This window comes from Membranihabitans maritimus (assembly GCF_021729145.1).
GTDB classification, from domain to species: Bacteria; Bacteroidota; Bacteroidia; order Chitinophagales; family Saprospiraceae; genus Membranihabitans; species Membranihabitans maritimus.
In genome coordinates this window covers 1-13,283 of sequence record NZ_JAJSLW010000038.1, presented here as the reverse complement: position 1 = coordinate 13,283, position 13,283 = coordinate 1, and the positions used below count along the sequence as shown (strand labels likewise).

At 38.6% G+C, this 13,283-nt stretch carries 8 protein-coding genes; 4 read left to right on the top strand and 4 right to left on the bottom strand.

What is annotated here, in order from left to right; translation table 11 throughout:
- Positions 1-417 precede the first annotated feature (417 nt).
- Positions 418-1,767 carry a signal recognition particle protein gene (gene ffh / locus LVD47_RS23005; RefSeq protein ID WP_236981023.1) on the bottom strand — a complete coding sequence of 450 codons (1,350 nt, stop codon included), beginning with the start codon at positions 1,765-1,767 and terminating at the stop codon, positions 418-420.
- Between the two features lie 78 nt (positions 1,768-1,845).
- Positions 1,846-2,289: a DUF3293 domain-containing protein gene (locus tag LVD47_RS23000; RefSeq protein WP_236981022.1), complete on the bottom strand. Its 444-nt coding sequence runs from the start codon at positions 2,287-2,289 to the stop codon at positions 1,846-1,848.
- A gap of 59 nt (positions 2,290-2,348) precedes the next feature.
- Here LVD47_RS23000 and yidC point away from each other — a divergent pair, with 59 nt between their 5' ends.
- The 4 genes from yidC (at position 2,349) to LVD47_RS22980 (ending at position 8,283) form a co-directional block, all read left to right on the top strand.
- Complete coding sequence (yidC, locus tag LVD47_RS22995) at positions 2,349-4,223, top strand: membrane protein insertase YidC (protein ID WP_236981021.1); 1,875 nt, start codon at positions 2,349-2,351, stop codon at positions 4,221-4,223.
- An 18-nt stretch (positions 4,224-4,241) separates the two neighbouring features.
- Positions 4,242-5,276 carry an NAD(P)H-dependent glycerol-3-phosphate dehydrogenase gene (locus LVD47_RS22990; RefSeq protein ID WP_236981020.1) on the top strand — a complete coding sequence of 345 codons (1,035 nt, stop codon included), beginning with the start codon at positions 4,242-4,244 and terminating at the stop codon, positions 5,274-5,276.
- Between the two features lie 44 nt (positions 5,277-5,320).
- Positions 5,321-6,019, top strand: a complete 699-nt coding sequence (locus tag LVD47_RS22985; RefSeq protein WP_236981019.1) for a DUF2490 domain-containing protein — start codon at positions 5,321-5,323, stop codon at positions 6,017-6,019.
- A 785-nt stretch (positions 6,020-6,804) separates the two neighbouring features.
- Positions 6,805-8,283, top strand: a complete 1,479-nt coding sequence (locus LVD47_RS22980; protein WP_236981017.1) for a glycosyltransferase family 39 protein — start codon at positions 6,805-6,807, stop codon at positions 8,281-8,283.
- A 78-nt stretch (positions 8,284-8,361) separates the two neighbouring features.
- Here LVD47_RS22980 and LVD47_RS22975 read toward each other — a convergent pair whose 3' ends face one another.
- Positions 8,362-10,740 carry a TonB-dependent receptor gene (locus tag LVD47_RS22975; RefSeq protein WP_236981015.1) on the bottom strand — a complete coding sequence of 793 codons (2,379 nt, stop codon included), beginning with the start codon at positions 10,738-10,740 and terminating at the stop codon, positions 8,362-8,364.
- A 919-nt stretch (positions 10,741-11,659) separates the two neighbouring features.
- Positions 11,660-13,033, bottom strand: coding sequence for a hypothetical protein (locus tag LVD47_RS22970; RefSeq protein ID WP_236981013.1), 1,374 nt, complete (start codon positions 13,031-13,033; stop codon positions 11,660-11,662).
- Between the last annotated feature and the right edge of the window lie 250 nt (positions 13,034-13,283).

The window sequence follows — 13,283 nt, the reverse complement described above, 5'->3', positions numbered from 1 at the left end:
CCATTTAAGGCACATTAATACCAATATTCTAAACAAAAAGTTGAATTTAAACCTGTCCTAATTTAGGGAAGGCTACAGGATAAGGTCACTCAAGTTCAACAAATAATTGTTTCAGCCACTACTTTTGTAAAAAGATATTCCAGAAATCAATACCCGAATCGATATTTTACTTGTTTGTCCCCCGACTTTTATGTGTAATTTTCTACTCCCAATAAATTAATGTCGGGATTCGCGCAGGTCCCGTTTTGTACTCACGTCACAGCCAGAATAGACATTCATGCAACGCCTCTTGTCGCCAGGAGCTTATCATATCCATTTATCCCCGGAAATTACAAACCTACGGATCTTATTGCTCAAGATCCAGATAATTAATTACTTCCTTCACAAAACCATAGTGTGGCCGACATCCCATCTTTATCAAGGCATCATTCCCCTATTTCCCCCGCCCATCATATTGGCGAGGTTGCCCATACCCTTTCCTTTACTCATCATATGCATCATCTTCTTCATTTGGTCAAACTGTTTGATAAACATATTAATTTCGTGAAGATTGTGTCCGGATCCCCTGGCAATGCGTCTCTTTCTGCTCATATTAAGAATCTCGGGATTCGCTCGTTCCTCTGGAGTCATAGAAAAAATAATTGATTCTACCTTATTAAAAGCCGAATCATCGATATCAAGATTTTTAGTCAATTTTCCCATGCCCGGAATCATTCCCATCAATCCTTTGAGGTCACCCATTTTACGTAACTGTCCGATCTGGTTGAGAAAATCATTAAAGTCAAATTTATTCTTCCGGATCTTTTTCTCTAGCTTCTTTGCTTCTTTTTCATCGTATTGTTCCTGGGCTTTTTCCACAAATGATACGATATCCCCCATCCCCAGGATTCGCTGGGCCATCCGCTCGGGGTGAAACACATCCAACGTATCCATTTTTTCACCGGCACTGGTAAACTTAATGGGCTTACCTACGGTATATTTAATAGTCAAGGCCGCACCACCGCGTGTATCACCATCCAACTTGGTAAGAACCACACCATCGTAATCAATGACATCATTAAAAGCTTTGGCCGTATTTACAGCATCCTGTCCCGTCATTGAATCGACTACAAAAAGGGCTTCAGTAGGATCTATGGCAGCATTGATGTTTGATATTTCATTCATCATCTCCTCATCAATAGCCAAACGACCGGCGGTATCCACTATTATGACATTGAAATTATTGGACTTCGCATGGGCAATGGCCTTTTGGGCAATATCCACAGGATTTTTGTTGTCCTCTATCGTAAATACCGGCACTTTAATTTGTTCGCCCAACACCTGTAACTGATTGATGGCGGCAGGTCTATACACATCACAAGCCACTAATAATGGATTGAGTTTTTTCCGGGTGCGAAGATAATTAGCCAATTTACCTGAGAAAGTCGTCTTACCAGACCCCTGCAAACCGGCCACCAGAACAATGCCCGGATTTCCTTTGATATCAATTTCTGCAGCTTCTCCTCCCATCAATTCGGCCAGTTCATCCTGGACGATTTTCACCATCAATTCTCCGGGTTTCACCGATGTTAGGACATTTTCCTGCCCTAGTGCTTTATCCTTTACTTTATCCGTAAATTCCTTTGCTATTTTATAGTTAACATCGGCTGCCACCAATGCCCTTCGTATTTCCTTAACTGATTGGGCAATATTAATTTCCGTTAATTTCCCCTGGCCTTTTAAATTAATAAAGGCTTTCTCCAACCGATCATTAAGACTTTCAAACATATATTGTTGTATTTTAGTCCGCTAAAATAATGAGATATTTAAAAAATACCTAATTGAGCTTTTATATAAAAATTTATTTCAAAAATATTTCGACTTACACCATACCAACCTACCTTCCCCTTTGAAAGGATAATAAAAAATAGCACGCTGTCTGAATGTCCTTGCTATCTGGATTCCTGTATAGAATGCCATATCGAAAACTCCAATGGTATATTCATTGGGAAAATCTCCCTTCGGATCTATATTAATTCCTTCTGTAAATGGCAATTCCAGTGACTGCACCAATTGCTGCAGATGAAATTGATTCCTCCTATTTTCCCCGGCAGTAGCGATTTGTGAAAAGGGATTGAATCCGGTCATGATAGTAATCGATGAGGCCTCGCGGTACCAAAGATATTGATCCAGTGATTTGGAATTCTCCCCTACTTTCAAAATTATATCAGGGTCAATCAGATAATATAACGCCTTATTATAGGCGTTCGTAGTATTATTTATTTGTTCATCGAATAAATTTCTCCCCATAAAACAAAATTGTACCTTTGCGGTAATTTTACAAAAAATACACAGTAACTACAACATATATGGACAGGAAACAAATGTTGGGGTTCGGCTTAATCATGGTACTTTTGGCAGCATGGTTATACATGAATCAACCCTCAGAAGCAGAGCGGGCAGAGATCGAACGGAGGAGGGATTCAATCGCGAATGTCGAGGCACAAAATAACCAGGATGCCACTATTCAACCCAATGAATCAGCTACCATTCAAAATACACCGGCAGATTCTGCTCAAAATGCCCAAAATACGGCATTACTTTCCCAGACTTTTGGGGTATTTGCACCGGCTGCAACCGGAGAAAAAGAAATTATAACCGTGGAAAATGAGGAATTAAAAGTCCTCTTCAGTTCCAAAGGAGGTCGGATCGTAGATGTTCTATTAAAGAATTATCAGAAGGTTATCGAAGATGAGAATAAAAAAGAGGTAAAAGTACCACTTCGTTTATTGGAAGATAATAAAGATAGGTTTGAGTATATTTTTCACTCAAACAATCTGGAAATTAGTAGCCAGGATCTGTATTTTTCACCTACGGTAGATGGTTCTTCTATTACCTTTAGGATCAACACCTCCAACGGCGGATATCTCGAGCAAACCTACGCACTACAACCCAATAGTTTTCAAATAGACTATTCTATTACATGGAATAACATTCCGACAAGCAGTAATGAAGATATCACCCTTAATTGGTTGACTTACCTGGACCGGTTAGAAAAAAATACAACCTTTGAAAAAACCTATAGTACCATTCACTATAAATCATCAGACAGTCGCCCTTCCTATACCAGCTATACCGGAGACGATGAAGAAGAAATAGAATCTTCACTAAAATGGGTGTCACATTCCAATCAGTTTTTTAATACTACTTTATTGACAGATCAACCCTTCAGTTCAGGTAATTTAACCGTACAAAATTACGACGAGGGACATGCCGATCTCAAAAAATTGCAGTCTGTCCTTGCGCTTCCCAATAATTCCGGATCCAGTACCTTCAATATGAAAATGTATGTCGGTCCGAATGATTATGATAATTTAAAGAACCTGGGACACGAATTGGAAGATATCATTCCTTTTGGATGGAGTATTTTTGGCACCATCAATCGACGGGTTATTCGCCCGTTGTTTAATTTCCTGGATGGATTGGTAGGGAGTAAAGGTCTGGCCATTCTTGCCCTGACTTTATTAGTCAAGGCTGCGCTATATCCTATAACTTATAAGATGTTGTACTCGCAGGCCAAAACCCAGGCACTGAAACCAAGAATGGATCAGTTAAAGGAGAAGTTCAAGAACGATCAGAAAAAGCAACAAATGGAAACCATGAAGCTCTATCAGGAGTATGGGGTCAATCCGGTAGGAGGTTGCTTACCCATGCTCCTTCAAATGCCTATATGGTTCGCACTTTACCGGTTTTTTCCGGCGGCGATAGAGTTTCGGCAAGCCAGCTTTTGGTGGGCGACCGATTTATCTTCCTACGATTCATTTTTTATTTTACCCGCAGATATCCCCTTCCTGGGTGGGCATATTTCACTCTTCACCATTTTATATACCATCAGTATGATCGGATATACCTATTATAATTCAAAAATGATGGAAAGTACCGCTACGGGTAATGCTGAAATGATGAAAATGATGAAGATCATGCAATACGCCATGCCTGTGATGTTTTTCTTCTTTTTCAATACATATGCTGCAGGACTTACAGCTTATTTATTCTTTAGTAACCTGACTACAATCGCCCAAACCGTCATTACCAAAAATGTGGTTATTAACCATGATAAAATAAATGAGGAACTGGAAGCGTATAAGAAAAAGCCAAAGAAAACCTCTAAATTTAGACAGCGATTGGAGGATGCTATGAAGGAACAACAGAAGCAACAAGAATTGAAAAAGAAAAAGAAATAACCACTTTAAATTTAGGTTTTGAGAAAACTTATCGGTGTAATAGGAGCGGGAAACTTTGGAACTGCAATTAGCCTGTTGCTTTCCAATAAGTCTGATGTACTGTTGCACAGTCGCAGGGATGAAGTAATCAAAGAAATCAATTTTGACCATTTTCATTTAGGACAACAATTACCTGTCAATATTTCAGGTACCAATGATCTCAAAACTTTCTGTGATAAATGCGCAATTATTTTTATTGCCATACCCTCACGTAAATTCAAGGATTTAATGTCGTCCCTGTCGACCTACTTAAGTCCCAGACACATCATAATCCATTGTGTCAAAGGCTTTGAATTACATCCTGACATCAATAAAAACTACGAAATATCGCCCCACGAGAACCTTCCCATCAGGACGATGAGTGAAGTATTGAAAAGAGAAACCAATGTAGTTCGTATCGGATGTTTATCCGGTCCCAACCTCAGTTCGGAGATTCTTAAAGGATTACCAGCTGCTACGGTCATAGCCAGTCCTTATGACGAAGTGATACAAACCGGAAGGGAATTACTCGATCAAAAAAATTTCAAAGTATATGGTTCTCATCACCTCAAAGGGACTGAAATCGCAGGTGCCTTAAAAAATATAGTAGCCATTGCCAGTGGATTGGTAAATGGTCAAAACCTGGGGAAAAATCTGGAAGCCATCATCATTACCAAAGGCCTGCACGAAATGATGAATATAGGGAGGTCACTGGATATTGATCCTAATTCCTTTTTTGGTTTGGCGGGAATCGGAGATTTAATAGCTACAGCAACCTCTCCCAAAAGCCGAAACTTTAGTTTTGGGTATAATTTGGGCGAAATCACCGATATAGAAAGGGTAATGGAAGAAAATGAAGATCTTACCGAAGGTATAACTACGACCGAACTCATCTACAATTATTGCCAAAAAATGCAATTAGAATGTCCAATAGTCAACCTGGTCTATGATGTCATTTTTAATAAACGAGAAGTAAAAGAAGCCCTCGAACACATCTACGAAGTGGAAACAAAATACGACGTTGATTTTTATTAATCAATCTGTCGATTATCAATAAATTAATAGACAAATAATCTTGTATGAAACTAGCTATTCTAAAATCTTTTCCAGTAAAAAATCAATTATTTTTATTTATTCTCTTTTCACTATGTTCTGTTAGTGCGGCCTTATCTCAAAGCCCGGACAGACAGACCGGAAATTGGCTTATGTATTTCGGACAAAACCAACTTAGTGAAAAATTCAGTTGGCATACCGAAGTTCAATATCGAAATCACGATTTTATATCCAATATAGAACAACTATTACTCAGAACCGGCATTAATTATCATATCAATTCAAACGCACAAGTCCTCATGGGATATGGATTCATACCATCTTATGATATCGAAGATTCTTTCTCTGATCCCAAAACTACGGAACATAGGATTTACCAGGAACTACAATTAAATCAATTTCTCGGTAGTATAAAATTCAACCACCGCTACCGCATAGAACAACGATGGGTGGAGGAAGATTACCGGGGAAGATTCCGATACCGGTTATTAGCCACCATTCCACTGACAAACAAACCTACAAACGCCCCTTTTCTAGCATTTTACGATGAGGTATTTCTCAATTCTTCAGGTACCATTTTCGACCGAAATCGATTATATGGAGCCCTGGGATACAAAGTAAATTCCAAACTTTCTTTCCAGGCAGGAATCCTCAATCAACAAGTAACCGGGTTTGATAAATGGTATTTACAGTTTGCTGTATTTTACAATCCGAATCTGTTTTAAACAGGGACAGGATCTTGACAAATTAAATACTATAATACTTGTTTAATTCCATCCAGTTGAATTATACCCTCTTACCAATGATGCTGGGTTCATATAAATAATTGTGGTGACCTGTCAGAAATGGACTCCTCACATGATGCTGAAAACTTTATTTTGCCAGGGGAAAATATTTGTGTCACTATAATCATGGGTCGTATTTATATATATTACGGAAAACCCCGGATTCTTTCTCAAAATAAAGTGTTCTCCGGAGTGAAGCCCACAGGGTTGATCAGTTCCAACAAATTGTAGTTTTTGCCCCGGAGCTTCACCCATCGTGATTCCTATGGAACCCCCGCGGTTTGGAATAACGTTAAAAAAATTGGATTTTCCCCGAGGGATGCCTTTCGACAAGCCTTTACTATCACTAGATTCTCCGAGCTGAAGTCACGGAGCAAGATTTCATTAACTTTCCCCGCTTTATTCATGAGTAATGGCATTCATTGATTGTAAACAACTGATTTTCAATTAACGGAAATAAAATTCGTCACACATACGGTGAATTACATTTCTACTACCATAGATATCTGGTTCCCATCTCCTCCGAATAGGACACCGAAGCTGTAAGGCCACCACATCCATCTTGTAAACAGTCATTAAGCACTCAATTTTTTGCATACGAATTTGCACTTTACATACTGAAAATTAATGGATTGTTATATTTATTCTATTTTTACCAACAATTGATTGAGGGAAATCATAAGGTAAAGTTTTTTCTCATCAGATAAAATAAAGAGTGCTAACGAATGGGGAAAAACTTACAATTGTCCAGTATACATATAGTATTATGGGGAATCATTGCCGTAGTAATGGTTCGCATCTTATTAGTTTTTGTTATGGGGTTGATGCCTCAGGATGCGTATTATTTTTTTTACAGCGAAAATCTCGACTGGTCGTTTTTTGACCACCCCCCAATGGTAGCTTTAATGCTCAAATTTTTTACCACTATACTTGGAGAAAACGCCATTGCTATAAAATCCGCTAATTTTATAATTACCTGCGGAACCGTTTATATTTTTTACTTACTAGCGCGACAATTTTTATCAGGTTTTCAATTGGAACACTCCATTTTCCTGATATTATCTACCATGTTTATATCCATTCTCTCACTGGTATCTACCCCGGATGTACCCCTTATGTTCTTTTGGACACTTTCTCTATTAATGATATTCAGGGCAGTAGAATCAGGTAATACCAGATATTGGATCTTTTCGGGTATTGCAATGGGATTGGCCTTTGATAGCAAGTATACAGCAATAGTATTGGTAGTGGGATTCACGGGATTTCTCCTGTTTTCGAATTCCAAAAGGAAATATTTATTTAATTATCGATTTCTCCTCTCAATTCTTTTCTTTTTCATTACCATCATCCCTGTTATCTATTGGAACATACAAAACGACTGGTTATCTTTTAAATTCCAATCCAGCCAGCGGGCCGATGACATTAATTTCCTTAGCCCAAGTCTCAAATTATTTGCCGGGAATATAGGCACACAAATATTTTTGCTACTACCGGTTCTCTTTATTATCCTATTTGGTGTGCTTTCGGGAATTAAGTCGGGAATTTGGAAAAACATAAAAACATTGTCTATTTCCACTCAGTTCCTTTTGTGGTTTTCTGTTCCTATTTTAGCAGGGTTTATGCTTATTTCTCTTTTTTACTGGGTAAAAATGAATTGGATGATGCCCGGTTATATCGCGGCAATCATTTTGACTGCAAAATACATGCCTCACAAGTGGTTGAGATACCAGATTTACACCAGTGTAATATTTCACTTTGCTTTTCTTATTCAGGTTGTTTACTATCCTTTTTCCGTAAAATCTGATGATACCTGGTGGGGGTGGAACAGACTGGGTGATAAAGTATCTGAATTAGCTGAAAAGCACCCCGGTCGCTTTATTTTCTCTGCAGACGGGTACAAAACTTCGGCTCAACTCAATTTCCAACTGGATCAAAAAGTGTATTCAACCAATGTACTGGGAGAAAATGGCCTTCAATTCTCTATAGTAGACCCAGATCTAAGCCATTTACAGGGAGAAGATGCATTATTTATAGATTCCCGGACTCGATTTTCCACACTAGGTAAAGAAAAAGATGCCAATCCTGATCTCTATAATTTCTTTGAGCACGTAGAACAAATTGACCCTATTATTTTATATAACGATTCAGGAGAAGCGGAAAGGAAATTTTTAGTCTACCTCCTGGAAGGGTATAATCCCAGGTAAATGCTATGAAATTTAAATAAAAACACCCCTGACATCGATAAAAATCCATATCAAGGGCATAGTCTCATATAATTTTTTTTACAATTTTACATTAAGGGACAACATAAAATGAAACCGGGCCTGCGGATAGTAAAAGTTAAAATCCTCCCTGGAACCGTTGTAAATATAACCGTAAGTGTATCCATTGGTCTCGTATTCCGTAGCGAAAATATTATTCAGGTCCAATGCTACCTGTATCGCCTCAAAAGTTTTTGGTTCAAATGTATAATCCAATCTCAAATTGGTAAACCAAAATGGATTGATGCTCTTATCAACTGAAGATGTATTGTCCAAATATTGGCGAGAGACATACTTCCCTTCCAGCCGTATATTCCCCTTCTCCAGGGGCTTGAAGTTGGCCTGTATAGCTCCGATAAAAGAAGGGGAAAAAGCGATGTCCGTATTTTCGTATACGTTTCTTTCTTGCCCCAAATAATCAAAATTGACATCGTACTCATCCAGGTATTCTTCGTAATTCTTAATCTTGTTTCTGCTGAGTGCCACATTTCCCCCGATCTGCCACCGGTCAGAAAGGGCAAATGCACCATCGGCCTCTATCCCCATACGGTAACTATCATCCACATTACTCCGCACATATCCTCCTACATCATTAATTTTACCGGTGAGTACCAATTGGTCAATATAATGCATATAATAAAAATTTACATTGTACTGATATCGTGAACTCCGGCCCCTTACTCCTGTTTCCAGATTGTATAATTTTTCAGCTTCCGGTCTACTTTCAGGACTGGATTCGGTATAATCATCGCGATTGGGTTCACGGGTAGCCTTTGCTAAAGAAATATAACCGGACAACCCGGGATTAAAGGTATGGGTGTACCCTACTTTCGGGTTAAAAAATAAAAGATCTGCATCTTGTTCCACCGACTCTCCATTGCGATTCAATCCCAGGAAAGAATAGTATACGCTTCTCAATTGCAAGTCACCGTAGAATGTCCCCTCCCCTGCTTCCAGGTTTGCTTTTAAATAAATATTCCCATCATTTTTCAATGCATCGTTTTCGTAATACCGGTCATAAATTTCAGAGTCCGCCGCGTATTTCGCCCATACTATTTCCCCGAAATGCAGGCCCGAATACTGGAAAAAACCACCACCGGCTGTAATATCCAAATTTTGAGTGGGATACCAGGAAGTATGCGTGGTAAAGCCATAGAAGTGGTTGTCCAACCACCTTCTGCGAATGAGATCTGTCTGATCAATAATAGAATCTCCAATAGAAATGGGGGTCAAATTATATCCCGAGAAAGCCTCTCCTTCTTTATACTCTTCGTAATATCCTTCTCCAGGCGTATAATTTAAGGACAGGTTCCAATTCCATCGACTCGTAAATTGGCGGGAATAGTGTACCTGGTAGTGGGTTTGGGTATAATTATCCGTTTGATCTTCATAGGTAAATTCATTAAATGTACGGTCTGTATCCAACTTGTCCTCCGGCACTCCATTCCAGGCCTGGTAGGTTTTCTCTTTACCCGATATTATATTAAATCGCAAGATCTGCCGGTCCTTGTACCAACCACCGGATAAATAGTAAGATTTCAAGTCCGAAGAAGCCCTGTCGATATAGCCGTCCGAACTGATTCGGGATAACCGGGCATCCAACACAAATTGGCCATTTATTAATCCCGATCCCACAGAAACCGTATTTTTAATGGAATTAAAAGAACCAATCCCATTGTTTAGTTCAATATATGGATCTGATTTCAAACTATTTGTGGAAAGGTTCACACTCGCTCCGAATGCCCCTGCTCCATTAGTAGATGTTCCGACGCCTCTTTGTATTTGCAAACTATTTACCGACGAGAGAAAATCGGGCAGGTTCACCCAAAAGGCTCCCTGACTCTCCGCATTATTAAGTGGTATTCCATTGATAGTGGCATTAATTCGCGTACCATCAGATCCCCGGATACGCATTCCTGTATATCCGATTCCATGACCTGCATCAGATGTTATTACCGCTGATGGGGTCATTTGAAGTAAAAAAGGTAGGTCCTGGCCGGTATTATTTTTGGCTATATCCTCCTCTCCCAGATTGGAGTAAGTGGTAGCAGAATTTTCAGTGGCTCTCACGCCTTCCACTACCAATTCATCGGTAACTACAGCTGATTCCCTTAGTTCCAATTGGATATTTATATCTCCTTCCAGGTCCAATGAAATTTCAAACGGTTTATACCCCAGATATGTAGCCACCAGCCTGTAGGTATTATTTTCCAGGCCTACAACTTCAAAAAAGCCATCCGAATCTGTAGTTGCAACCACTCCTCCGGGAAACACTTCTACATGAGCGCCAATCAAGGTTTCCCCGGACTCAGAAACAACATTCCCTGTTATTGTGTTTTGGCCGAACCCCGAAACAAAACCAGCAGAAAATACCAGTAACAAAATTAGTATCCTATTCATAATCATCCATTTTCAATTAGTTAATCGCGCAATTTCAATCGCTGAATTGCATGCTAAACAAATTGTTATATCATGAGCAGGGAAAGGATCTCATAAAGTGCTATCACTACTATCAGTCATATCCCCACTTGATAATTCTATTTTTTGTTTTTTAAATCCAATAATTACATAAAACCGAACAATCACTTGATCAAGATTCTGTTCAAAAAAAAAATTGAAATCCAAAACTCCCTACGCCGGCATTACCCGGATCAGGTGCTCACGGTGAAATAAGCTTTAGTAGCTTTTCATTCGCGAAGGGTATACTCTCAGCCTGTAATCATGTAAAAAACTTAGGCACCCCTTTCAGATGTCACAAAGATAGGTATAATTAAAAATTAAAGAAAAAATACGAGCCGATTTTTACAAACCATTGAGTTGCGCCCTGAATATTAGGATCCCAAAACCCAATACAATTGTCCGACTTGTCCAGGCCGCATGGCCGGGCTTAGATGTGTCTGGGAAAATGGACGACATCCGCATACGATCCCGTATCCTTGCGGAATGATGATGAGTGTGGTTATTTTCTATGGATATCTAAAGATTAAAAAAAGTATTAAGTGTTAATAGGTACTATCTATGGAATTAAGGAAAAAACCCTACTGCCACAGGAATATTACGTTCGTAAGATCCGACGATTGTTTTCCGGATAATTGCATGAAATTGATTATTTCAGTTTGGGGACAGACAATAATAAACTATGATTTTTACAATCGTAAAACCATGAATTTATTTTGAGAATTTAATTAAGGAAAGATTTCGGGTTTCTTCTGAATTTGGAAGCACATTGCATATAAAAAACAGAAGCTCTTGTAGGATGAAACAATCTTATTTGAACTGATGATTAAATAACCTATTAGATTATGATTAAAAAATACCCTCAAAAATATAACCCCATCAAATCAGGCTTTTGGTTTGAATCAAGCCATAACAATGCTAAAGAAAGGATTCCCACTCCATCTACAGCATCATATCGATTCTCTCCCGGATGCCCTCGAAACATATCATGAGCAAATAAAACATTAATTGACTCCTCTGCAACTTCCTCTGCTAAATATCTAAATGAAATATCCTCAAGTTCCTCAGCACATGAAAGTAAAAACCATATTACTCGACCATAATGTTCGGCATAAGCACCCATTCCCATTCGGGCAGGAAGTTCTGATTTAATAATACTTTTCCATCGGATGCAACTTTCTTTAAATATTTCTTTCTTTGTTAATATGTAAAGGCTTAGACAAGTTTCGGCAAAACTCATCGGATAATCGTGCCTGGGGAATAAAGGGTGCCATAAATTTGAATGGTTGTCAGGCATATAGGGATAATCATTTTCTCTTTGAATCCAGGAACCATCAGAAATGTTTAGCATCCCGTAATATTTATTTACATTTTGATCCCATCCAAAATTTAACCAGGAGCTCACAGCAAACTCAGCGATATTTATCCACTTTTCTGCATATTCTTTAGTAGCCCATTTTGAAGCATTTACTATACACCCTGACCATAGACCCACTTCTGTTGTTGAAGTAAAACTATCCCACCTGCCACTTGTAGGACTATTTGGGATTAAACCGGTTCTTTTATTTCTGTTACTAAAACTATAATTGATTATTTTATCAGCCGTCTCAAGTAACGAAATGTCTTTAGTTTTATCGTACAGCCATGCCAGTGAATACACTAAAACGCCACCTGCTTCAAGGAAAGCATGCTTTCCTGGTTCTGCATGTCGATTAAATTGTCCTGTATTCTTATCGGATAAATGATTTTGAATTGCTTGTCGAATTTCATTTTCGGTAATTTTAGCATCAATTTCCCAAAAAACATCCCATGCCGGTACAAAGGGTCTAATTTCATGCATATTCCCCATTTCTGTTGGAATATTGATGGGGATTGGCTCCGAACCAAATTTCACAGTACTATCAACAAATGCGTTATAATAGTAGTGATTCCCCCATAAAAACACACCATTTGGAGCTATGCAATTTTCCATAAATGATTTAACATAGTTATGCGCATTATTTTTATAACTCTCATTATCTGTAAATTTCGATAGATTATACATTAAAACGACGGATGGTATGTCCCAGTAAAGAGTTGAACCATTTGGTGCGTCTATATATCGATCCAAATAGACCCGATTGGGAATGTGGGCAGGTCTTTCAAGACGCTCCGGGTACTTCTTGTGGTAAGTATCAAGACTAGCCATCCAAAAATCTGTAAACTCCACCCCATATTGATCAAGTCCAATTTCCATTTGCAAATTATAGTGGGAAATAATTTTATCGATATTTGACTTATAAGCGTCAGGCTGAGAACATGAAAATATAAAGATTAACGATATAATCATTAAGGTAAGTGAGTGCCACCTACACCTAAAACTAGTTATTCTACTCATATTATCTTAACCATTTTTTTTTGACTTTATTCGTCGAGTAAACCCGGGGAACTTCCCCCCGAGTTTCTCACAGAACCGTACGTGATACTCTCGCATCATACGGCTCTTA